We start from the raw sequence: 22,702 nt of genomic DNA, 5'->3' as shown, positions 1-22,702 counted from the left end.
CGACTCGCCCTCACCTTCCCACCCGCGTTGCGGGCGGGCCCCTTCCTCTCCCGCAAGCGGGAGAGGGGCTGAAGGATGGAACAGAAATGAACGAACTGACCAATTTCGCCAATCCGATCGCCAAGCCGGAAACCTTTGACCAGATCCAGATCGGCATCGCATCGCCCGATCGCATCCGGTCGTGGTCGTTCGGCGAGATCAAGAAGCCCGAGACGATCAACTACCGCACGTTCAAGCCCGAGCGTGACGGCCTGTTCTGTGCGCGCATCTTCGGTCCGATCAAGGATTACGAGTGCCTGTGCGGCAAGTACAAGCGCATGAAGTACAAGGGCATCGTCTGCGAAAAGTGCGGCGTGGAAGTGACCGTGTCGAAGGTCCGCCGCGAGCGCATGGGCCATATCGAACTGGCCGCGCCGGTCGCGCACATCTGGTTCCTGAAGTCGCTGCCGAGCCGCATCGGCCTGCTGCTCGACATGCAGTTGAAGCAGCTCGAGCGCGTGCTCTACTTCGAGAGCTACATCGTGATCGAGCCGGGCCTGACCCCGCTTGAGAAGTATCAGCTGCTGACCGAGGACGAGCTGCTCGACGCGCAGGACCAGTATGGCGAGGACGCGTTCTCGGCCGGCATCGGCGCGGAAGCGGTCAAGCAGATGCTGATGGACCTCGACCTCGAAGGCGAGCGTTCCGCGCTGCTTGAGGAACTGGCGGTCACCAAGTCGGAACTCAAGCCCAAGAAGATCATCAAGCGGCTGAAGGTCGTCGAAAGCTTCCTGGAATCGGGCAATCGTCCTGAGTGGATGATCCTGGACGTCGTGCCGGTCATTCCGCCCGAGCTGCGTCCGCTGGTGCCGCTCGACGGCGGCCGCTTTGCGACGTCGGACCTCAATGACCTGTATCGCCGCGTCATCAACCGCAACAATCGCCTGAAGCGCCTGATGGAACTGCGCGCGCCGGACATCATCGTCCGCAACGAAAAGCGCATGCTGCAGGAAGCGGTCGACGCGCTGTTCGACAATGGCCGTCGCGGCCGCACGATCACGGGCGCCAACAAGCGTCCGCTGAAGTCGCTGTCCGACATGCTGAAGGGCAAGCAGGGCCGCTTCCGTCAGAACCTGCTCGGCAAGCGCGTCGACTATTCGGGTCGTTCGGTCATCGTGACCGGGCCCGAACTGAAGCTGCACCAGTGCGGCCTGCCCAAGAAGATGGCGCTCGAGCTGTTCAAGCCGTTCATCTACGCGCGCCTCGACGCCAAGGGGCTGTCGATGACGCTCAAGCAGGCCAAGAAGTGGGTCGAGAAGGAGCGCAAGGAAGTCTGGGACATCCTGGATGAGGTGATCCGCGAGCACCCGGTTCTCCTGAACCGCGCGCCGACGCTCCACCGCCTGGGCATCCAGGCGTTCGAGCCGGTGCTGATCGAAGGCAAGGCGATCCAGCTTCACCCGCTGGTCTGCTCGGCATTCAACGCCGACTTCGACGGTGACCAGATGGCCGTGCACGTGCCGCTGAGCCTCGAGGCGCAGCTGGAAGCGCGCGTGCTGATGATGTCGACCAACAACATCCTGTCGCCCGCCAACGGCAAGCCGATCATCGTGCCGTCGCAGGACATGGTGCTGGGCATCTATTACCTGTCGATGATGAAGGAAGGCGAGCCGGGCGAAGGCATGCTGCTGTCCGACATGGCGGAGGTGCACCACGCGCTCGATACCGGTGCGGTGACGCTGCACACCAAGGTGACGACGCGCGTGCCCCAGGTCGACGAGGCCGGCAACAGCTACCTCAAGCGGGTCGAAACGACGCCGGGCCGGCTGCTGCTGGGCGAGAAGCTGCCCCAGTCGCATCGCGTCCCGTTCGAGACGATCAACCGCCTGCTGACGAAGAAGGAAATCGGCGACGTCATCGACACCGTCTATCGCCACACCGGCCAGAAGGAGACGGTGCTGTTCGCCGACGGCATCATGACGCTGGGCTTCCAGCACGCGTTCAAGGCCGGCATCTCGTTCGGCAAGGACGACATGATCATCCCCGACGCCAAGGAAGCGATGGTCGACGAGACCCGCGCGCTGGTGAAGGATTATGAGCAGCAGTACCAGGACGGCCTGATCACCCAGCAGGAAAAGTACAACAAGGTGATCGACGCCTGGTCGCGTTGCGGCGACCAGGTCGCCGTCGCGATGATGGACGAGATCAAGGCGGTGAAGAAGGACCCGGAAACGGGCCGCGAGAAGCCGATCAACTCGATCTACATGATGGCGCATTCGGGCGCGCGTGGTTCGCAGGCACAGATCAAGCAGCTGGCGGGCATGCGCGGCCTGATGGCGAAGCCGTCGGGCGAGATCATCGAAACGCCGATCATCTCGAACTTCAAGGAGGGGTTGACCGTCCTTGAGTACTTCAACTCAACCCACGGCGCCCGCAAGGGCCTGGCCGACACCGCGCTCAAGACGGCGAATTCGGGCTACCTGACCCGCCGTCTGGTCGATGTCAGCCAGGACTGCGTCGTCATGGAGGAAGATTGCGGCACCGAACGCGCGCTGGAGATGAAGGCGATCGTTCAGGGCGGATCGACCATCGCGTCGCTGGGCGAACGCATCCTGGGCCGCACCACGGCCGAGGACATCGTCGACGTGAAGACGGGCGAAGTCGTGATCCCGGTCGGCACGCTGCTCGACGAGGCGCACATCACCCAGATCGAGGCGGTCGGGACCCAGGGCGTCAAGATCCGCTCGCCGCTGGTCTGCGAAGCCAAGATCGGCGTGTGCGGCAAGTGCTATGGCCGTGACCTGGCGCGCGGCACGCCGGTGAATATCGGCGAAGCGGTCGGCGTCATCGCGGCGCAGTCGATCGGCGAGCCGGGCACGCAGCTGACGATGCGGACGTTCCACATCGGCGGCGCGGCGCAGCTCAACGAGCAGTCGAACCTGGAAGCGACCAGCGACGGCACGATCGAGTTCCGCGACGTGCGCATGATCGTCGACCAGCGCGGCCGTCGCGTCGTGCTGTCGCGTTCAGCCGAGCTGGCGATCATCGACGAGGAAGGCCGCGAGCGCGCGGTGCACCGCATCCCGTACGGCGCCTATGTGATGTTCGAGGACGGCGACCAGGTGAAGACCGGCGACCGGCTGGCCGAATGGGACCCGTTCACCATGCCGGTGATCACGGAAAATCCCGGTATCGTGAAGTATGTCGACCTGATCGACGGCAAGACGCTGACCGAACAGGCCGACGAAGCGACCGGGATCACCCAGCGCGTCGTCACCGAATATCGTGGCAAGGCGAAGGAGGATCTTCGTCCGCGCCTGACCCTGCTCGATTCGGGTTCGGGCGAGGCCGGCCGCTACATGCTCGCGCCGGGCGCGACGCTGTCGGTCGAGGACGGGGCCGAGGTGAAGGGCGGCGACGTGCTGGCACGTGTCAGCCGCGAAGCGGCCAAGACCCGCGACATCACCGGCGGTCTGCCGCGCGTCGCCGAACTCTTTGAGGCCCGCAAGCCCAAGGAGAACGCGATCATCGCCAAGGTCAGCGGCCGTGTCGTGTTCGGCAAGGATTACAAGGCCAAGCGCAAGATCGGCATCCAGCCCGAGGACGGCGGCGAGGTCGTGGAATATCTGGTGCCGAAGTCGAAGGTCATCGACGTGCAGGAAGGCGATTACGTCAAGCGCGGCGACAACCTGATCGGCGGCAGCCCCGATCCGCACGACATTCTGGAAGTGCTCGGCATCGAGCCGCTGGCCGAATATCTGGTCAGCGAAATCCAGGAAGTCTATCGACTTCAGGGCGTGAAGATCAACGACAAGCACATCGAGGTGATCGTTCGCCAGATGCTGCAGAAGGTCGAGATCATCGAAAGCGGCGACACCACGCTGCTGGTCGGCGAGCAGGTCGATCGCGAGGAAATGGACGCGATCAACGAAAAGCTGGCCCCCGGCCAGGCGCGCGCCCAGGGCAAGCCCGTGCTGCTCGGCATCACCAAGGCGTCGCTGCAGACCCGCAGCTTCATCTCGGCGGCGTCATTCCAGGAGACCACCCGCGTCCTCACCGAGGCGGCGGTCCAGGGCAAGCAGGACACGCTGATCGGCCTGAAGGAAAACGTGATCGTCGGCCGCCTGATCCCGGCGGGCACGGGTGCGGGCATGAACCGCCTGCGCGTCGCCGCCTCGTCGCGCGATGCCGCGATGCGGGTTGCCGCGCGTCGCATGCAGGAAGTGTCGCTGATCGCGCCCAATTCGGCGGCTGAAGAGCATGAAGCCGAACTGGCGCGCAGCACCCGCGATGCCCAGGGCACCGGCGACGATCCGCTCGGCAAGGTTGCCGCCAGCGGCCACGGCACCGATGCGGATGCGGGCGAGTATCTGAACGAGGAATAAGCCCCCTCGCCCGGATACCGGCTGTCACATGAAAACGCCGCCGTCGGGGATGCCCGGCGGCGGCGTTTTTCGGTCAGCGGGTCATGCGTTTCTCGACGTCGCTCGAAACGAACGGGCGCTGAGCTCAAAACCAACGGGCACGGAATGCCTCGCGCGTCCGAACCCCGTTGGTTTCGAGCGAAGTCGAGAAACCCGCCTGATTGCCCGCGCTCGATCCGGCGCTACATCCCGCCGGACTGGCGCAGCTCGCGCGCTTCGCGGCGGCGGACCATCAGCGCCAATGCGGGATCCGCCGCCCCCGACAGCTGGATGACGTAGCGTCCGGGCTGGAGATTGAAGGTCACGATCTTGCGGATGCCCGAGCATTCCGGGCCATGTCCGTGATCAACCGATGCGATCGTTCGTCCGCTCTGGACGATGTCGACCCACGCGGCGCTCCCGAGCGCGACCTGATGCAGCCCCGGCTGGATCACGTTCAGCTCGACCAGACCGGCATGGCCGCCGGTTTCCGGCTTGCGCCCGGGCGGCACGACGAAGCGGGCAAGGCTGCCGGGCACCAGCGTCACGTCAAATGCCTGGTCGACGCGGATTACAGACATGGTCGCGGACGATGCGGCGGCGGATACGCCGATCCGCATCGGCCAGCGTTGCCATTCGCGCGGCAGCGCCGGTTCGACCGCGCAGGTTGCGGGCGCAGCCTGTCCCGACGCCGCCGACGGCGCGAACAGGGCGGCCAGGCTGCTCAGGATACCCATCAACATGCGCGCTCCCCACCATCGCATCGAGGACGTCAGTCCAGCGCCAATCGGCCGACTGGTCAACCCGGCACATGCCGCTTAACGGCCGAACCACCCCCAGGCGAGCGCCAGCGCCAGCGCCGCCATGCTGGCCGCCAGCGCGATAGCGGCATCGCGCCCGCGTGATCGGGCATAGCCGATGGTGATTCCCAGCTTTACCGCCATGTTGGCGAGCACCGTGCCGCCAAGCGCCAGGGCGGCCAGCGTCGGCGCGATCGCACCGGCATCGAGCCCGCCGACGGTGACGATCGCCGCATCGACATCCAGGCTCCCCATGATGAGGATCAGGATCGCAATCCCGCTGGCCCCGAACCGCCCCTCAGCCCAGCGTACCACCACCGCCGCCATCGCGATGAACACGACAAAGGCGAGCGCGGGCAACAGCGCGATCGGATTGCCGGGTGGCGGCGTGCGATGGCCCGCAATCGAGGTGCGCAACAACCAAAGTCCCGCCAGCGCCGAAACGACGAAAGCCGGCGCGATCAACACCAGAAACGCGGGAAAAACCATCGGGGCAAGCATCGCGACGAGGACGCCGACACGCAGATACATGACGGCAGATGCCAGCGCGATGCCGGCGCATTCCGCCCCGCCCGCCGTTTCGGATCGCAGCGTCTGTGCCAGCGACTGGGTGACGGCGGTCGAGCTGTAGGCACCGCCGATCACCGCCGTCGCGATCGTCCCGTGCCGCGCCCCGAACAGCCGGTTCGCGACAAAGCCGGCAAAGGAGAAGCCCGTGACCAGCACGACGACAAGCCAGAGCGACTGCGGGTTCCAGGCGTCATAGGGGCCGTAGTTGCCCGCCGGGAGGAAGGGCCGTACCGCGACCGCGATGACGGCGAAGCGCGCCGCCGATTTCACGTCCTGCGCGTCCAGCCGGTCGATAAAGGCGTGCAGTTCGCGCCGGGCCGCAAGGATCAGCATCGCCAGCGCGGCACCGGCGATCCCCAATACCGGCCGCCCACCGCCGGCGAGCAGTCCGAGCGCGAGCGTGACGATACCGGCGATGGCCGATGTGGCGTCCAGCCGCGCGGCCATGGTCGCGCTGCGCACGTAACCGATGACGATGGTTGCGGCGGCCGCGGTGATCAGCGCCGCGGCGGCGAATATCTGGTCTCCGCGTCCGATCAGCCCGGCCATGCCGCCGAGCAATCCCAGCAGGCTGAACGTCCGCACGCCGGCAACCCGGCTGCCCGCTGCGGCGTCGCGCAGTTTCCAGCCACGTTCGATGCCGATCAGCAGTCCCGCCAGGACGGCGGCCCCGATGCCCAAATATTCATCGTCCCAGGTCATCGCCCCGCCATTCGTTCGACGCCCCCCCACCGGACATACTGCAGCGACGCGATCGTCGCCATGGCGGTTTCGTTTTACGCGCACACCCGATAGGACGGCGCGGCATGGCCCCCGACCTGATCCTGCTCACCGCGCTCCTGATGGGGATTGGCGCGTTGCTCTACACCTCGGTCGGCCATGCCGGCGCATCCGCCTATCTGGCGATCATGGCGCTCGTCGGCTTCGCGCCCGAGACGATGAAGCCGACCGCGCTCGTCCTCAACATCCTGGTCGCGAGCTTTACCAGTTGGCGCTTCGTGCGGGCGGGCCAGTTCGACCTGCGCACCGCCCTGCCCTTCATCGCCGGCGCGGTGCCCTTCGCATTCCTCGGCGGCGCGGTGCAGCTGCCCGCCGAGCTTTACCGCCCGATCGTCGGCGTGGTGCTGTGGCTGGCGGGCATCCGGCTGTTGTGGCCGCGCCCGCTCGACCGCCAGCGCATGATTACCGCGCCCCCGGTTCTGGCGGGACTCCTCGGCGGGGCGGGAATCGGCCTTTTGTCCGGCCTGACCGGCACCGGGGGGGGCATCTTCCTGAGCCCCGTGCTGCTCTTTTGCGGCTGGGCGGCGCCACGCCGCGCGAGCGGCATCGCCGCCGTCTTCATCCTGTGCAATTCGATCGCGGGGCTTGCCGGAAACCTGTCCAGCGTCGGGCGCCTGCCGGCAGAGCTGCCGTGGTTCGTCGCCGCCGTGGCGTCGGGTGCGCTGATCGGCACGCATCTGGGCGTCGTGCGCCTGCCGTCGACGCGGCTGTTCCAGGTGCTGGGGCTCGTGCTGCTGATCGCGGGTGCCAAGCTGGTGCTGACCTGACACCCCACGAAAAAGTGCCGCCGCCCGGTGGGAACGACCGGGCGGCGGCGCCGGGGATGGCAAATCGGAGGGCAACCACCCCCGGCCTGGATTGACGCCGTCGATCGAAAGGGGGCGACGATCGATCGGCGTCCCGGCGCGGCCCGGGAAATTGCCACGCCAAACCGTAACGTCCCGTCAGATCAGGGCAGGACCACCCCGTCGATCACGTGAATGACGCCGTTCGACTGGCCGACATCGGCGATCGTGATATTGGCGGTGCCGCCCTTGGTATCGGTGAGCATATAGCCCGAACCCGACTTGCTGACGGTCAGCTTGGCGCCGTTGACCGTGGTCAGCATCGCCTTGCCGCCGCCGGCCGCGACGGCCTTGGCGACATCCGCCGCCATCAGCTTGCCCGGCACGACATGATAGGTGAGGATCGAGGTCAGCGTCGCCTTGTTCTCCGGCTTCACCAGCGTCTCGACCGTTCCGGCGGGCAGCTTGGCAAAGGCGGCATTGGTCGGCGCGAACACGGTGAACGGACCCGGGCCGGACAGGGTGTCGACCAGCCCCGCAGCCTTCACCGCGGCGACCAGCGTCGTGTGATCCTTTGAATTGACCGCATTTTCGACGATCGTCTTGGTCGGATACATCGCGGCACCGCCGACCATCGGGTAATCCTTGGCGATCACCGCCGATCCGGCGAGCAGGGCGACGGCGCCCAGCGCCGACATCGACACGCGGCTGAGAACACGCTTCGTCATTCGAGCTTCCTTCCTGAATTCCTGCAACCCTCATCGGGGGATGCGGAGGAAGCTACGCAGCCCGAAGCGGGCCGGATGCATCAGAGCGTGGAAATTTTTCCGGCGGCGACCGGCGCGCTGCCGGGCGCGGCGTGGGGTGCACCGGCCACAGGCTCGATGGTGATCGCCAGCGTCGCGCCGTCGCGGATGAAGGCGCGGTTCTCCGGCGCGACCGCGACGATGCTCGTGCCCGTCTGGGCCACGAGGCCAAGCGACCGCGGGATGCCATCGTCGGGGATGACCCAGAGTTCGGGCGCGAGCTGGGGCCCGGCGCGCTCGCCCTCCGGCAGGGCGATGGCGCGAATGCGCAGCGCCCCGGGTTCGGGATCATAGCGCGCCGCGAGCAGCGCGCCGTCCGGGCTGCCGGTCAACTGCGCAAGCACGAGCTGGTCGGGCGCGCGGACGATCTCAACGGGTGCGGGTGCCGGACGCAGGATCATCACCAGCGCCAGCGCCGCGGCGACCGCACCGGAAACGAACGCGCCCGAGCGCCATCCGCGCACGCGGCGCTCCAGCATGACGACGCGCGCATCGTCGGCATCCCCCGGCGCTTCCGCCGGACCGCCCAGCCGCCGGTCGATGCCCGCCCACACGCCGTCGTCGGGCGCGACATCGGCGGCGGCGTCGTTCATCGGCGCAAGCTGGCTCGCCCAACGCTCGACCGCTGCCGCGAAATCGGGATCGCTGAGCCGGAGGCGCTGGGCGGCCGCGCGTTCGGCCCCGTCGAGCACGCCGAGCGCCAGTTCGGCCGCGAGCACGTCGCGCTCCTCGTCGGTCATCGCGGGATCAGGCATCGCCCACGCACTCCCGCATCTGGAGCAGGCCGCGGCGCACCCAGCTCTTCATCGTGCCGAGCGGCACCTGCAGCCGGTCGGCCAGCTCGGCATAGGTGAAGCCGTCGAAAAAGGCCTGGCGGATCGCATCGCGCTGGCGCGGGTCGAGCGCGTCGAGGCAGTCGAGGACGCGCGCGCGCTGTTGCGCCGCGCCGATCGCCGCCACCGCATCGGGCCGGTCATCGGCGACGTCCATCGCGTGATCCTGATCGACGAAGCGCGCACGCGGCTGGGCGCGGCGCCAGTCGATCGCGGTGTTGCGCGCGATGACGCTCAGCCACGTGATCGGGCTTGCCCGCCCCGCCTCAAACCGCCCCGCGCGGTTCCACACCTTGATGAACACGTCCTGCAAAATATCCTCGGCGATCTCCCGATCTTTCGAGATACGCAGGCAAATGCCGAATAGTTTCGCGGCGGTCATGTCATAGACGTCGCGCAATGCGTCACGATCCCCCCTGCCCACACGCTCCAGCGCGGCCGTCAGCCTGGCGCGGCGCGCATCGTCGTCCTCCCTCGTCATGATGCGATCCTAAACCTTACCAAGCACCCGTAAATCCCCCCGCGCGCGCCGGGAAAAACGGGCTCGTCCGCCGAAAAGATGCGCGAATGCGCGCCGACCCGCCTATTGGCCGCCGCGCGCCTGCGCATATCGCTGTTCCAGAAATTCGGCCACGCGGCGATAGGCGTGGACGCGATTATTGAGCCGGGCGATGCCATGGCCTTCGTCGGGAAAGCGCAGATAGGTCACCTGCCCGCCATTGGCACGGATGCCGGCGACCAGGCGGTCGCTCTCGCTCACCGGATCGCGCGGATCATTGGCCCCGTGCATGACGAGCAGCGGGGCCTTGATCTTGTCGACATTGTTGATCGGCGACAGCTTCGCGAAAAAGGCGCGCACCCTGGGATCGGCGATGTCGCCGAATTCGAGCCGGTCGGCGGCCTTGAGCGCCGGGCTTGCGCCCTCCAGCGCGGTCACCCAGTCGGACACGCCGACCGCCGAGACGCCGGCAATGAACAGATCGGGATAAGTACCGAGCGCCTGATTGGTCAAGTAGCCGCCATAAGACCCGCCGCCGACCGCGACCCGCGACGCATCGACCCGGCCGGTGGACTTGAGCCAGGCCACGGCATCGGCGAGGTCCCCGACCTCGTCGACCTTCTTCTCGCGGTCGTTCAGTTCGGCGAACGCCTTGCCCTGCCCGGTCGAGCCGCGATAGTTGAAGTCCAGGACGGCGATGCCGCGCGACACATAATATTGCGTCTCCGCCGAAAATGTCGGCGCGGCATAGGCGCTCGGCCCGCCATGAACCTTGAGATAGACCGGCGGCAACGGCGCGCCGGCCGCCAGGCGCGGCATGTAGAGCAGACCGGTGAGCGGCGCGCCGTCGCGAGCGGGAAACGCCACCGGTTCGGGCACGACCATCGTCGCGAGATCGAGCCCCGGCGTGTCGGCGGGCACCGCCACCGTTGCTTGCGCGTCCGGCACGCGCCACACCCGCACCTCGCCCGCGGTCGTCGGCCCGTTGGCGTTGATGACCAGCACCGGCGCCCCGGCCGCAAAGCGCATCGTGAAGACGCCGCGCGGCAGATCGGGCACCGTCACGTCGCGGCCCGTGCTGAGGTCGCGCACATGCAGGTGCGAAAAGCCGGTCTCGATCGTCGTCCAGGCCAGATAACGGCCGTCGGCGCCAAGCGTCACGCCGTCGATGTCGCGGCCGGGATCGGCAAGCACGGTCGTCCGCCGCGTCGCGATGTCGTAGCGGATCAGGCGGTGATGATCGCTGCCCTCGTTGCTCGCGAGATACAGGCTTTTGCCGTCGGGCGAAAATTCCGCCCCGATATATTCGGCGGTGTCGCGCGGCTTGAACAGGGGTTCGGCACGCCCCGTCGCGATGTCGAGCAGATAGAGATTGTTGCCCTGGCCGCCGCGCGTCTCGCTGACCACGACGCGATCGCCACCCGGCTGCCACGCAACGGGATAGAAGCCGCCCTTGCCCTCGAACACCAGCCGGCTCCGGCCGGTTGCGGTGTCCGCCACATGGATGTCGAAGTCGCGACCGTTGCGCTCGGTCGACGCATAGGCGAAGCGTTGGCCGTCAGGCGACCAGGTGCCGAACTGGCGAAATGCGGGCGTCTTGGCGATGACTTCGCGCTCGCGCGTGCCATCGGCCGACAGCCAGTACATGCCGACCCGCTCGTCCCCGTCGGTATCCGCGCCATAGAGCCAGCCGCCGCCCGGCGCGGCTTCGATCCAATCGACGCCCGAGCCATAGGTCAGCTGGTCAGGCACGCCGCCCGTCGCGGGCACCGCCCAGATCTGGGGCACGCCGGTCACGTCGCTCAGATAGGCGATGGTGCGGCCGTCCGCGCTGAGTACCGGGTTGCGCGCACTGCGCACCAGCAGGAAGCGGGCGACGTCCGCCGCCGCATTGTCCGCGCCACGCAAGGTTACGGGTGCGGCGCGAACGACGTCCTCGGGCAGGAAAATCGGATCATTCGTTTGCGCCGATGCGCTGCCCGCAACCAGCAACAGCCCCAAGGCAATTCGACGCATCGCCACCCCCGTCCCCCGTTCGATTCGGGCGCACCCTACACGCGCGGTCAGCGACTGCGAAGCGGCGCGACCCCGCGGGTCGCGCATTGATCGCGGTGACGATCGAGCGGCCGGGGCTGCGCTCAGGCCAGGCTGGCAGCCAGTCGCTCGCGCTGGCTGTTTTCGCCGATCAGCTCGACGCGCAGCCCCGACCGCTGCTTGCGCTTGAGCGTTTCCGCCAGCAATTCGTTGCTGGTGTGATCGACGAAATGCAGGCCCGAAAGGTCGAGCTTCAGTCGTCCGCGCGCGGGCAACCGGTCGAGCAGCTTGGTCAGCCGGTTGATCTGCAGAACGGTCGCACCGCCGGTCAGGGCGACGCGATGGTCGTCCGCGCTGCCGCTTTCATGGACCTTGAAGCCGATGCGGCGCAGTTGCGGCACCAGTTCCAGCATCGACATCGCCAGGCCGACCATGACGCCGGTCAAAAGGTCGACGGTCACCACCAGAATGAAAGTCACCGCCCAGGTCGCCGCCGGCAGCAGGCCATATCGCTCGAACAGGTGACGGGCATCCTTGAACTTGACGAGCTTCCACCCGGTCACGACAAGCACGCCGGCCAACGTCGCGGTCGGCACCACCGCCAGCACCGCAGGCAGGAAAGCGACGAACGCCAGCAGCCAGATGCCGTGCAGCACCGTCGATGCGCGCGTTGTCGCGCCCGCCTGGACATTGGCCGAGCTTCGGACGATCACGCCGGTCATCGGGAGCGCCCCGAGCATCCCGCAAAGGAAATTGCCGACGCCCTGGGCGCGCAGTTCCTTGTTATAGTCGGTCTGGGTACGATCCTGCATCCGGTCGACCGCCGCCGCCGACAGCAGCGTTTCCGCGCTGGCGATGAAGCCGATCGCGATCGCCAGCCCGATCACGGTGGGATCGGCCAGCCGAGCGAAGTCAGAACCGCCCGCGATGTTGAGCCCGCCCAGGATGTTTTCGGGGAGCGAGATACGCTTCACCGCGGTCATCCCCAGCAGCGAGACGAGGGTGCCCAGCATGACACCGACGAGGGCGCCGGGGACGAGCTTGAGCGCCGCTGGCTTGAACTTTTCCCAGCCGACCATGCCGGCGATCGTGACGAGGCCGACGATTACCGCGGCGATCGTGCTGCCCTGGGTCAGGCCGATGAACTGTTCGGGAATGGCCTTCAGGTTGGCGAGCCCCGAACTGCGCGGGGTATCATCGAACAGGACGTGAAACTGCTGGACAACGATCAGCGCGCCGATTCCGGCAAGCATGCCGTGAACGACTGCCGGGGAAACGCCGCGAAACCATCCACCCATCCGCGCCGCACCGGCCACGAGCTGGATGACGCCGGCCAGCATCAGCACCGGCCCGAGCGTCTCGATGCCGTGCTTCTGAATGAGGTCGAAGACAATGACCGCCAGCCCCGCCGCCGGCCCGCTGACCTGCAGCGGCTGACCGGCGAGCAGACCGACGACGATACCGCCGACGATGCCCGTCACCAGCCCGGCTTCGGGCGGCGCACCGGAGGCGATCGCGATCCCGAGACAAAGCGGCAGCGCGACGAGGAAAACGACGAACGATGCTGCCAGATCGCGCATCGTCGGCTTCTCGAAGCCCGCTTTCGGCCCGGTCGGTGTGTTGCTCATGTCCATCGTTCGCGACGCCTTTCACCTGTCGGCTGCGCGCCGGCGTTTGGCGGGAACGTCTCCCCGAGCCGACCGACACGCAGCGTGGTCGCTGTGAAGATGGCGCGGCTTCTTTGCTGCGGCGCAGCCCGCACGTAACAAAGTGTTGCTGGAGCAGGCGCGGCGATTCAGGCGTGATCGGGCAGGAACAGCGTCGCGCGCAGCCCTGGATCGGCGTTTTCAAGCGTCAGCGTGCCGCCGTGCACGCGGGCGGCCTGATCGGCCACGGCAAGGCCGAGCCCCAGCCCCTTCGTATCGCGCGCGCGCGCATAATCGCCGCGCATGAAGGGTTCGGTGACGCGCCCAATTTCTCCCGCGTCGATCCCCGGCCCGCGGTCGCGCACGATGATGTTAAGCCCCGCACGACCACCCGCGCCACGTCCGGCCTCCAGCCCGATCGTCGCCGATCCGCCATAATGCACGGCATTGTCGACCAGGTTGGTGATCGCGCGGCGCAGCAGCACGGGGCGTGCCATCGCGTTCAGACCCGCGGGGCCGGCATAGCTAACATCGTGCCCCATGTCGGCGGCGTCGTCGGCGATCGTCTGGAGCAGGCTGGCGACATCGATCCGGCGCGGCGCTTCCAGCTCGCCGCCGCGCATGAAATCGAGGATCGAGGTGAGCATCGCCTCCATTTCGTCGACATCCTCGCGCATGGCGTCGGCATCCAGTGCGGCCGCCGGCGCCCCGATCCGCATCTTCAGCCGCGACAGCGGCGTACGCAGGTCGTGGCTGACCGCGGTCAGCGCCTGGGTGCGGGTGTCGATCAGCTGCCCGATCCGGTCCTGCATCGCGTTGAGCGCCTCGGCGAGCTGGCTCAGCTCGCGCGGCCCCGCGCCCTCGACATGGACGCGATGCTCGAAGCCGATTTCGCCCGCCGCGGCCGCCAGCGCGCGCAGCGGCGCGGCAAGCGTGCGGACCAGCACCGCCGCGACCAGCACGACCGCCAGCGCGACGATCGCGACCGACAGCAGCGTCTCGATCGCTGTCGCCCACGGCGTCAATGGTTCGTTCGACTTGAACTGGAGCCACGTCCCGTCATCGAGCCGGACGCCGCCGATCAGATAGCTCTCGCCGCCCTTGTCTCGCGTGCCCAGGCGCAGCGCATGGCGGGCGAGCGTCGGCTCCCACAACAGGATTTCGCTGACGATCGCTGCGGTCTTCGCCGATTTGCGATCGATGCCGGGCGGCTGACGCGACCAGTCGAAGCGGACGTGGCGGGTCGAAAGCGCGGTTGCGGTCTGCACGCGCGTGGCAGGGGCGGCCGTCTGGATCACGCGTTCGGCGACGACGAGCTGTTCGGCGATCCGCTGCGACTGTTCATTGCGCATCAGCAGTCGTTCCGCCTCGCCGAAGACGAGCACGCTGCCCAGGAACTCGACCAGGATCGCGGCGAGCAATACGAGGGTCACCCGCCCGGTCAGGCCCGAGGGCCACAGGCGGACGCGCCTCATCGCCGTTCGACCGAAGGCAGAAACATGTAGCCGACGCCGCGCACCGTCTTGATCAGGTCGGCACCGCCCGCGTGCGAGCCCAGCTTCGACCGCAGCCGGCTGACCAGCACGTCGACCGAGCGATCCGACACGCCCGCGAGCCGATCGCGCGACTGTTCGAGCAGGAAATCACGGCTGACGACGCGCTGGGCGGTGTCGGTGAGTGTGATCAGCAGGTCGTATTCCGCCCCCGACAGCATCACCTGCGAACCGTCGGGCGCGACGAGTTCGCGACGCGAGGTGTCGATGCACCAGCCCTGGAAACGGACTTCGCGCGCCGCTGTCGCGGCCATCAGCGCGCCCCCCGCGCGGCGCAACACCGCGCGGATCCGCGCGATCAGTTCGCCGGGGCCGAACGGTTTGGAAAGATAGTCGTCGGCGCCGATTTCAAGCCCGACGATGCGGTCGCTTTCCTGGCCGCGCGCGGAGATGATGATGATCGGGATGGATGTCGTCGCGCGCACCGCACGACAAATGTCGAGACCGTTGGTGCCGGGCAACATGATGTCGAGCAGCAACGCCTGAAAGTCGCCGGCCTCGAGCAGCGGGTACATTTCCGCAGCGGTCGACACGCCGACCGGCTCGTAACCGTAATCGCGAAGCGCGCGCGCGACCAGGATGCGCAGCGGTGCGTCATCCTCGACGATCAGGATCTTTCCGGGCGACTGCATCGGGTCGGCAAGGTCGACTTCTATAATGGCCGCAAGACCGCGCGACGCGCCGGGTTAATCCGACGCGGCACGACAGGTCAACTCCGCTGCCAGCGCGCTTCCCCGGTGGTCCGGCCGATCAGCGGTGGTTGCGGTCGCGCTCCGGCATCACATGCGCCTCGATCTCGGCCGCGTTGCGTTCGGGCTGATCGGCCATCGGATGACGGTTCGACCGGCGCTGGAGGAACACGCCCAGCATCACCACCGCGATCAGCGCGACCACAATCAGCGTAAAAAACATAAGGCTACCAATGGTATCGCTCGTATCCATTTCGAATCTCCTTCTAGACAGGGCAACGGCGGGGGGCGCCAGGTGTTCCCCAGCATGCTTGACAGCCCGGCAACCACGCTCGACGATGAAGGGACATCCCGTCATCGAAGGACCATCCGACTTGCTGCGAATGACCGCGTTGCTGCTGGGCGCCAGCCTGATCACCGTTGCGCCCGCGCTTGCCGATCCCGTTCGCCAGACCAAGGGCGGCTGGGAAGACAAGTTTCGCCAGCTGGAGGGTGAGGACTGGCCGACGCCGACGGATTACCGCAGCGCATCGGGCGCACCGGGGCATCGCTACTGGCAGCAAAAGGTCGACTATGACGTGCGGGTCACGCTGGACGAGGCGCGCAGGACGGTGACGGGGACCGAGACGGTCCGCTATCGCAACAATTCGCCCGATGCCCTGCCCTATCTGTGGCTGCTGCTCGACCAGAACCAGTACAAGCGGGACTCGATCGCCGAACGCACCCTGACCGTGCCCGCATCGGACAAGATCACGATCGGCGAGATCCGCCGGGCCAAGCGGATGCAGGAATGGGAAGGTGGCTTCACCATCGCCGCGGTGCGCGGGCCCGACGGCCAGCCCCTGCCCTTTACCATCACCGACAGCCTGATGCGGATCGAGCTGCCCCAGCCTGTCGCGGGCAATGGCGGCGAGACGACGTTCTCGATCGACTGGTCCTTTCCGCTCGCCGAACAGAAGGTCGTCGACGGACGGTCGGGCTATGAATGCTTCACCCAGCCCGGCGAGTACGGCAACTGCATCTTTCAGGGCGCGCAGTGGTTTCCGCGGCTCGCGGTCTATTCGGACTATGAAGGCTGGCACAACAAGGCGTTCCTCGACGCGGGCGAATTCACGCTGGAATTCGGCGACTATCGCGTCGCGCTGACTGTCCCCGCCGATCATGTCGTCTCCGCAACCGGGCTGCTGCAGAACCCCGAGCAGGTGCTGAGCGCCCGCCAGCGCGAGCGGCTGGAAACCGCCAGGACCGCCAAGGCGCCCGTCTATATCGTCACGCCAGAGGAAGCGGAGGCAGCCGAGCGGGGCAAGGCCGGCGGCACGCGCGTCTGGGAGTTCGCGGCCAGCAACGTGCGCGACTTTGGCTGGGCGTCGTCGCGCAAGTTCGCCTGGGACGCGATGGGGGTGAAGCAGGCATCGGCCGAGATGCCGCTGGTCATGGCGATGTCGTTCTTCCCCAAGGAAGCGCGGCCGTTGTGGGACGCCTATTCGACCAAGGCGATCGCGCACACCATCGACGTCTATTCGCGCTTTTCCTTTCCCTATCCCTATCCCGTCGCGCAGTCGGTCAACGGGCCGGTGGGCGGGATGGAATATCCGATGATCACCTTCAACGGACCGCGCCCGGTGAAGGACAGGAAAACCGGCGCACTGACCTATACCGAGCGCGCGAAGAACGGGCTGGTCGGCGTGGTGATCCACGAGATCGGGCACAATTATTTCCCGATGATCGTCAATTCCGACGAACGGCAATGGACGTGGATGGACGAGGGGCTGAACACCTTCCTTCAGTTCCAGGCCGAGAAATTGTGGGACAAGGATTTCCCCTCACGCCGCGGCGAGCCCAAGGACATCGCAGAATACATGCTGTCCGAGGATCAGGTGCCGCTGATGACCCAGTCGGATTCGGTCCTGCAGTTCGGTGCCAACGGCTATGGCAAGCCCGCGACCGCGCTGACCATCCTGCGCGAGACGATCCTAGGTCGCGAGCTGTTCGACCGCGCGTTTCGCGAATATGCCAATCGCTGGCGGTTCAAGCACCCGACGCCATATGATTTCTTCCGCACGATGGAGGAAAGTTCGGGCGTCGATCTCGACTGGTTCTGGCGAGGCTGGTTCTATTCGACCGACCATGTCGACATCTCGCTCGACAAGATCGTCGAGGGCAGGATCGTCGGCTCCGACCTGGAAGGCGAAGCGGCGGCCAAGCGCCGGGTGCGCGACGCCGAGCCCAAATCGCTGACCGCGACCCGCAACGCCGGCGAAGCGACCGTCGTCGAGCGCGATCCCGCCACGCGCGACTTCTACACCGACCGCGATCGTTTCGCGGTGACGCCGCAGGACCGCCGCGACCTGGCGGAAAAGGTCGATGACTTGACCGCGGAGGAGCGCGCCGCGCTGGCGGTGAAGGACAAATTCTATCGCTTCACCTTCGCCAACAAGGGCGGTCTGGTGATGCCGGTGATCCTGAAGCTCGATTTCGCCGATGGCGCGAGCGAGACGGTGCGCATTCCCGCGGAGCTGTGGCGCTACGATCCCAAGCAGGTGACGTGGCAATATGTCACCCCCCGGACGATCACCGGCGCGGAGCTGGATCCGCTTTGGGAAACCGCCGATGCCGATCGCACCAACAATGTCTGGCGCGGCCGGATCGACCGGGTGGCGATCGAGATCGAGGACGCCGAGGAGGTCGAGGACCGGATGAAGGACAGCGACCTGCAGGTGAAGCCGGGATCGCTGCGCACCTATCCGGCGCCGCCGTCGAAGTGAGGGGGGTGTTCGTTGCGCTGGCGATGGCGATGCTGGCCGCCACGCCCGCATCGGCGCATCGCGGGCATGATGCGATCAGCGTGGTAATGATCGAGAAGGATGGCACGGTGACGGTCTCGCACCGTTTCGAAGCGCATGACATCGAGCCTGCGCTGGCCCGCATCGCGCCGAACGCCCAGACCAGCCTGGACGACCCGGACGCGATCGCCGCGCTGGAGGCCTATCTGGCACGTCGCTTCACGCTGATCGTCGACGGCAAGCCGGTGGCGCTCGCCCACCGCGCGACTGACCTGAGCACCGCCGAAGTTCGCGTCGACTTCGCCGGGCGCGCGCGCGGCCGCATCGACGCGGTGACGTTGCGTTCGGGCATCCTGACCGACGTCTATCCCCGCCAGCAGCATCAGGTGAATGTCCGCGCCCGCGGCACGGTGCGCACGGTGCAGCTGAGCGGCGGAACCGCGCGGACGGTGAGCTTCGAGTAGCGCAGACGAGACGTCTTGATCTGACCCCAAATCACGATCCGTTCGTTTCGAGCGAAGTCGAGAAACGAACGGGTCACGCGGATGTGCGTTATGCGGCTCAGCCCGCCACCACCTTCGTTTCACCCGCCGGAACCACCAAAGTCGCGCGGGTCGAGATTTCGCCGTTTCGGTCGGAGATGCGATCCATCACCCGCACCTTGGTTTCCCAGCGTTCGCGGGTGACGTCGCACAGCATGTAGCCGCGCTGGGCGTTGTTGAACTTGAGCTGCGGATTATTCGCCTGGACCCACACCATGTCGGGACGGACATCGACGCCATCGCCGCCCGAGGTGATCGAGGTCGCGACGAATTCGGTCGCGATCGCCTTTGCCCCCGGATTGCGCCCGTCGAGGTGGAGCTCTCCGGCATAATTCTGGTGCTCGTCACCGGTCAGCACGACGACGTTGTCGAGCCGGCGATCCTGAATCCCCTTGAGCAGCCGCGCCCGCGGGATGCGATATCCGCCCCAGCTGTCCAGATTATAGGTCGCACCGGGTTCCCCATTGCGGTCGAGGTCCATGACCATCACCTGCTGCGCCAAAGCCTGCCACTGCGCGTCGGACTTGCCGAGGCCGTCCATCAGCCATTTTTCCTGTGCCGCGCCCAGCATCTGCGCATCGGCCTGGTTGATACCCGGGCAATCGGGCTGCCAGCGGTCGCCGCACGGCTGGTTGGTGCGATACTGCCGGGTGTCGAGCAGATTGAGGTCGAGCAGATTGCCGAAGCGCGCGCGGCGATAGATCTGCATCTGCGGCCCGACCGGCAGCGCCGAGGCGCGCAGCGGCATATGCTCGTAATAAGCCTGCATCGCCATCTGGCGGCGCAGCGCGAAAATGCCGGGCGGCGTATCGTCCTGATCGAGCAGGTCGACCCAGTTGTTGTCGATTTCATGATCGTCCCACACCGTGAACCACGGCGCGGCGGCATGCGCTGCCTGAAGGTCGGGATCCATTTTGTACTGGGCGTAGCGGCGGCGATAGTCGACGATCGAGTAGATTTCGTCGCCGTCGTGCTGGCGGATCGCCTCGACCGGTCCCTCGCGCGTGTTGCGCACGCGGCCGCCCCGGCCTTCATAGATATAGTCGCCATAGCAGAACACGAAGTCGGGCGCTTCGGCGGCGAGCTTGCGATACGCGGTAAAATAGCCCTGCTCGTAATGCTGGCAGCCCGCCACCGCGAAGCGGATGCGATCGAGCGCCGCACCGGGTAGCGGCGTCGTCATCGCCCGGCCGACGCCGCTGCGCTCGCGCCCGGCAACGAAACGATACCAATAGGGGCGACCGGGCTTCAGCCCGGCGACTTCGACGTGGACGGCATGGCCAAGTTCGGGCCGCGCGAGCGCGGTGCCCTTTGCCGCGATGGTGCGAAAGCCCTGATCCTCGCCGACTTCCCAGTCGACCGGCACCGCGAGCGCCGGCATCCCGTGGTCGAACGCCAGCGGTTCGGGCGCGAGGCGGGTCCAGATCACGAAGCCGTCGGGCGCCGGATCCCCGGCCGCGATGCCGAGCTGGAACGGATCGGTGCGAAAGATCGGATCGGCGATCGCCTGGCGCCAAGGCTGGACGGCCAGCGCGGTCACCGCGGCTGCGCCAAAGCCCTTGAGCGCACTGCGCCGCGAAACGTCAAGCCGCGCCGAACGCAGCCGATCCCAGTCACCCATGACGCGATATCCCCATTTTCCGGCGAGCCATTGCTGCCCGCATTCCATCGCCGGGTCTATAATCGGCAACATGTCATCGCCGTGACAGGCCGTCGTCCGGCCGCCCGGCCGCGACGATCGTGCGCAACATCGTGGAAGGCCGCACCGCTTTGCCAAAGCCGCCGGCCCGGCGACACGCGCTCCACCCCCCTGTTGCCACCGGCGCGCATCGCCCATAAGCGCCGACATACTCGTTACGGGCAGGGGAAATTGCGATGCAGCGTCATTCGACACCAATGCGTGGAGCGCGGCGTTGACCCGCGCGGCGTTTGCGCGGATCGCGCTCGTCCTTTCCCTCGCGTTGCCGGTCTATTTCGCGGTCGCGGCGCTCGGCACCAAATTCGGCTGGTGGGGCTGGCAGACGGGGCTGTTGACCCTGATCGTCACCTGGGGACCGCGGGTCATCGGCCTGGCGTTCGTCCTCGCGCTCTTGGCGCTGATCGCCGCGCTGGTCCGCCGGCCGCGCCGGGGCTGGCGGTCCTCGCTGATCGCGCTGCTGATCCCGGCGGTCGCGCTCGGCTATCTCGGCTATGTGCGCAGCCAGAGCGCGGCCATCCCGCCGATCCACGACATCGCCACCGATGTCGCCGACCCGCCGGCCCTATCGCCCGCGCTGGCGAAGGCGCGCGACGCCGCGGGCGCCAACCCGGTCGCGCGGCTGGACGCGCCGCTTGCGACGCTCAAGGCGTATCAGGGATCGCGCTTTGCCGACATCGCCAGGCGTTCGATCGGCGAATTGAGCACGACCGCCTATCCCGACGTCCGCCCGATCCGGGTCGCCGCGACGCCCGATGCCGCGTTCGACGCGGCGTTGGCGGCGGTGCGCGCCGCGGGGCTGCGCGTTGACACGGCCGACCGGGCGACTGGCCGGATCGAGGCGGTGGCGACATCGTTCTGGTTCGGGTTCGACGACGACCTGATCGTGCGCGTCCGTCCCGACGGCGCCGGGTCGCGGATCGACCTGCGCTCGATTTCGCGGGTTGGGCTGAGCGATCTGGGCGCCAATGCCAGGCGGATCGAGGGGGTGTCGGCGGACATCCGCGCCAAACTCGGCTCAGCGCGCTAGCCGGCGGAAACGCGCGATAAAGCGCCGGTCGATCCGGTCCTTGAGCCACCACACCCACCTGCCCTGCGCGGCAAACGGCCCCCAGGACAGGATCGCCCGCCCGTCGCCAGTCGACAGCAGGTACAGCGTCCAGCGGCGCGGGCGATAACGCCGCGGCGGCGGCCGGCCATCGATCGCGGCGCGCAGGTTGGCGGCGAGCACCGGCCCGGCGAACACGGCATGGACGCCCGATGGCGGCAGCGCCCGGTCGATCCGACGCGCCACGTCGCCGGCCGCATAGATGCGGGGATGAGAAAGCGATCGCTGGGCGGCATCGACCCGGATGAAGCCCGCGGGATCGCGCGCCAGGCCTGAATTGGCGAGCCAGTCGGGCGCACCACTGCCGATCGCGGCGATGACCCTGCGAGCCTCGATCATGCGCCCGGCCGCGCATAGCGGGCCATCGTCGCGCATCTCGCCGTCGGCCGCGACGATCGCGATACCGCGTTCACGCAGGGCATCCTCCGCGCGACGCCGAACGCCTGCGGCGAAAGCGGGCAGCAGTCCGTGATCCCCGGTGACCAGCGTGACCGGCCGATGTCCGGCCGCATCGAGGGCAAAGGCGAGCTCGACGCCGGCCGCGCCGCCGCCCAGCACCGCCATCGCATCAGCCGATGGGATTTCCGCGATTTCGGCCATCAATCGCTCGATCGGCCGAACGGCCAGCACCGTCGATCCATCGCCAGCGCCCGGCGGAAGTCGAGGCGTGCTGCCCGTTGCGATGGACAAAAGATCCCAGCCGATTTCCGAACCATCGCCGAGACCGAGACGCCGGGCGACCGGGTCGAGCTGGATCGCATGGGCCAGGAGCAGCTGGACGCCGGCGCGGGCGCAGAGCGGCTGCAGGTCGATCCCGGCATCGCTGGCCGTGTAACGTCCGGCAATCCAGCCGGGCACCATTCCCGAATAAAGCGCAACGCGAGCCGGCGTGACCAGGATCGTCTCGGCCGGGGGCGGGCCGCGCCGGATCCAGTCGGCGAGCACGCCCAGATGCGCGTGCCCCCCACCGACAAGGACGAGTCGACCGCTCATGCGCGAAGCGGCCGCGGCATCGCGTGGTCCGGCGGGGTGCGATCCAACCCGCACGTCGCCCACGCCGAATCACCCCTCTCGACGGCAAGGAATTGGCGTTCAACGGCCCGACGATCGTTCGGGGCGCTTCGTCTTGTGATCGTCAATATCGGTTTTGCGATGATCACTGCTGCTTTCTGTTTATTGCGCAAAATGTGCTAAGA

General features: G+C 67.3%; 17 protein-coding genes. 5 read left to right on the top strand and 12 right to left on the bottom strand.

The window, feature by feature from the left end:
- Positions 1-86 precede the first annotated feature (86 nt).
- Positions 87-4,364, top strand: coding sequence for a DNA-directed RNA polymerase subunit beta' (gene rpoC / locus GO308_RS03330; RefSeq protein WP_066482353.1), 4,278 nt, complete (start codon positions 87-89; stop codon positions 4,362-4,364).
- Between the two features lie 221 nt (positions 4,365-4,585).
- Here the strand turns inward: rpoC and GO308_RS03325 are convergent, their stop codons facing one another.
- Both GO308_RS03325 and GO308_RS03320 read right to left on the bottom strand, forming a co-directional pair.
- Positions 4,586-5,125 carry a hypothetical protein gene (locus tag GO308_RS03325; protein WP_066547968.1) on the bottom strand — a complete coding sequence of 180 codons (540 nt, stop codon included), beginning with the start codon at positions 5,123-5,125 and terminating at the stop codon, positions 4,586-4,588.
- A 75-nt stretch (positions 5,126-5,200) separates the two neighbouring features.
- The gene (locus tag GO308_RS03320; RefSeq protein WP_240883801.1) at positions 5,201-6,454 is read right to left on the bottom strand and encodes a DUF4010 domain-containing protein; all 1,254 of its coding nucleotides are present in this window, start codon (positions 6,452-6,454) and stop codon (positions 5,201-5,203) included.
- A gap of 104 nt (positions 6,455-6,558) precedes the next feature.
- Here GO308_RS03320 and GO308_RS03315 point away from each other — a divergent pair, with 104 nt between their 5' ends.
- Positions 6,559-7,299, top strand: a complete 741-nt coding sequence (locus tag GO308_RS03315) for a sulfite exporter TauE/SafE family protein (RefSeq protein ID WP_066482361.1) — start codon at positions 6,559-6,561, stop codon at positions 7,297-7,299.
- 182 nt (positions 7,300-7,481) lie between these two features.
- Here the strand turns inward: GO308_RS03315 and GO308_RS03310 are convergent, their stop codons facing one another.
- The 8 genes from GO308_RS03310 to GO308_RS03275 form a co-directional block, all read right to left on the bottom strand.
- Positions 7,482-8,045: a fasciclin domain-containing protein gene (locus GO308_RS03310; protein ID WP_066482364.1), complete on the bottom strand. Its 564-nt coding sequence runs from the start codon at positions 8,043-8,045 to the stop codon at positions 7,482-7,484.
- Between the two features lie 80 nt (positions 8,046-8,125).
- Positions 8,126-8,878: an anti-sigma factor gene (locus tag GO308_RS03305; protein WP_240883800.1), complete on the bottom strand. Its 753-nt coding sequence runs from the start codon at positions 8,876-8,878 to the stop codon at positions 8,126-8,128.
- Complete coding sequence (locus GO308_RS03300; RefSeq protein ID WP_066482367.1) at positions 8,871-9,437, bottom strand: sigma-70 family RNA polymerase sigma factor; 567 nt, start codon at positions 9,435-9,437, stop codon at positions 8,871-8,873. The genes GO308_RS03305 and GO308_RS03300 overlap by 8 nt, the downstream gene beginning before the upstream one ends.
- A 102-nt stretch (positions 9,438-9,539) precedes the next feature.
- Entirely contained in the window at positions 9,540-11,471 is a 1,932-nt protein-coding gene (locus tag GO308_RS03295; RefSeq protein WP_240883799.1) for a S9 family peptidase, read from the bottom strand.
- Between the two features lie 122 nt (positions 11,472-11,593).
- Positions 11,594-13,069, bottom strand: a complete 1,476-nt coding sequence (locus GO308_RS03290; protein WP_066482776.1) for a SulP family inorganic anion transporter — start codon at positions 13,067-13,069, stop codon at positions 11,594-11,596.
- A 215-nt stretch (positions 13,070-13,284) separates the two neighbouring features.
- Positions 13,285-14,610, bottom strand: coding sequence for a HAMP domain-containing sensor histidine kinase (locus GO308_RS03285; protein ID WP_240883798.1), 1,326 nt, complete (start codon positions 14,608-14,610; stop codon positions 13,285-13,287).
- Complete coding sequence (locus tag GO308_RS03280; RefSeq protein WP_156437826.1) at positions 14,607-15,320, bottom strand: response regulator transcription factor; 714 nt, start codon at positions 15,318-15,320, stop codon at positions 14,607-14,609. Before GO308_RS03280 ends, GO308_RS03285 begins: the two co-directional genes overlap by 4 nt.
- 118 nt (positions 15,321-15,438) lie before the next feature.
- On the bottom strand, positions 15,439-15,630 hold the full coding sequence (locus GO308_RS03275) for a hypothetical protein (protein WP_240883797.1): 192 nt from the start codon (positions 15,628-15,630) through the stop codon (positions 15,439-15,441).
- 130 nt (positions 15,631-15,760) lie between these two features.
- Between GO308_RS03275 and GO308_RS03270 the strand changes: the two genes are divergently transcribed.
- Together GO308_RS03270 and GO308_RS03265 are read left to right on the top strand one after the other, a co-directional pair.
- A complete protein-coding gene (locus GO308_RS03270) occupies positions 15,761-18,142 on the top strand; it encodes a M1 family metallopeptidase (RefSeq protein WP_240885195.1) in 2,382 nt (793 codons plus the stop codon).
- A complete protein-coding gene (locus GO308_RS03265; protein WP_197417187.1) occupies positions 18,139-18,624 on the top strand; it encodes a DUF6702 family protein in 486 nt (161 codons plus the stop codon). Before GO308_RS03270 ends, GO308_RS03265 begins: the two co-directional genes overlap by 4 nt.
- Before the next feature lie 97 nt (positions 18,625-18,721).
- On the opposite strand, the gene GO308_RS03260 is transcribed toward GO308_RS03265, so the two are convergent.
- A complete protein-coding gene (locus GO308_RS03260) occupies positions 18,722-20,323 on the bottom strand; it encodes an alkaline phosphatase D family protein (RefSeq protein WP_240883796.1) in 1,602 nt (533 codons plus the stop codon).
- Positions 20,324-20,615: 292 nt separating this feature from the next.
- Here GO308_RS03260 and GO308_RS03255 point away from each other — a divergent pair, with 292 nt between their 5' ends.
- Complete coding sequence (locus GO308_RS03255; protein ID WP_240883795.1) at positions 20,616-21,428, top strand: DUF1499 domain-containing protein; 813 nt, start codon at positions 20,616-20,618, stop codon at positions 21,426-21,428.
- Here GO308_RS03255 and GO308_RS03250 read toward each other — a convergent pair.
- Positions 21,417-22,499, bottom strand: coding sequence for an FAD-dependent oxidoreductase (locus GO308_RS03250; protein ID WP_240883794.1), 1,083 nt, complete (start codon positions 22,497-22,499; stop codon positions 21,417-21,419). The genes GO308_RS03255 and GO308_RS03250 overlap by 12 nt on opposite strands.
- Positions 22,500-22,702 lie beyond the last annotated feature (203 nt).

It is taken from the genome of Sphingomonas sp. SFZ2018-12 (assembly GCF_022496715.1).
Taxonomy (GTDB): Bacteria; Pseudomonadota; Alphaproteobacteria; order Sphingomonadales; family Sphingomonadaceae; genus Sphingomonas.
Note: the sequence above shows the minus strand (reverse complement) of the source record. Positions and strands in the feature narration are given on the sequence as shown.

Excerpts from the sequence above, each read along its gene's own strand:
- rpoC (WP_066482353.1), top strand. The coding sequence starts at position 87 with ATGAACGAACTGACCAATTTCGCCAATCCGATCGCCAAGCCGGAAACC.
- GO308_RS03325 (WP_066547968.1), bottom strand. The coding sequence starts at position 5,125 with ATGTTGATGGGTATCCTGAGCAGCCTGGCCGCCCTGTTCGCGCCGTCG.
- GO308_RS03320 (WP_240883801.1), bottom strand. The coding sequence starts at position 6,454 with ATGACCTGGGACGATGAATATTTGGGCATCGGGGCCGCCGTCCTGGCG.
- GO308_RS03315 (WP_066482361.1), top strand. The coding sequence starts at position 6,559 with ATGGCCCCCGACCTGATCCTGCTCACCGCGCTCCTGATGGGGATTGGC.
- GO308_RS03310 (WP_066482364.1), bottom strand. The coding sequence starts at position 8,045 with ATGACGAAGCGTGTTCTCAGCCGCGTGTCGATGTCGGCGCTGGGCGCC.
- GO308_RS03305 (WP_240883800.1), bottom strand. The coding sequence starts at position 8,878 with ATGCCTGATCCCGCGATGACCGACGAGGAGCGCGACGTGCTCGCGGCC.
- GO308_RS03300 (WP_066482367.1), bottom strand. The coding sequence starts at position 9,437 with ATGACGAGGGAGGACGACGATGCGCGCCGCGCCAGGCTGACGGCCGCG.
- GO308_RS03295 (WP_240883799.1), bottom strand. The coding sequence starts at position 11,471 with ATGCGTCGAATTGCCTTGGGGCTGTTGCTGGTTGCGGGCAGCGCATCG.
- GO308_RS03290 (WP_066482776.1), bottom strand. The coding sequence starts at position 13,069 with ATGCGCGATCTGGCAGCATCGTTCGTCGTTTTCCTCGTCGCGCTGCCG.
- GO308_RS03285 (WP_240883798.1), bottom strand. The coding sequence starts at position 14,610 with ATGAGGCGCGTCCGCCTGTGGCCCTCGGGCCTGACCGGGCGGGTGACC.
- GO308_RS03280 (WP_156437826.1), bottom strand. The coding sequence starts at position 15,320 with ATGCAGTCGCCCGGAAAGATCCTGATCGTCGAGGATGACGCACCGCTG.
- GO308_RS03275 (WP_240883797.1), bottom strand. The coding sequence starts at position 15,630 with ATGGATACGAGCGATACCATTGGTAGCCTTATGTTTTTTACGCTGATT.
- GO308_RS03270 (WP_240885195.1), top strand. The coding sequence starts at position 15,761 with ATGACCGCGTTGCTGCTGGGCGCCAGCCTGATCACCGTTGCGCCCGCG.
- GO308_RS03260 (WP_240883796.1), bottom strand. The coding sequence starts at position 20,323 with ATGGGTGACTGGGATCGGCTGCGTTCGGCGCGGCTTGACGTTTCGCGG.
- GO308_RS03250 (WP_240883794.1), bottom strand. The coding sequence starts at position 22,499 with ATGAGCGGTCGACTCGTCCTTGTCGGTGGGGGGCACGCGCATCTGGGC.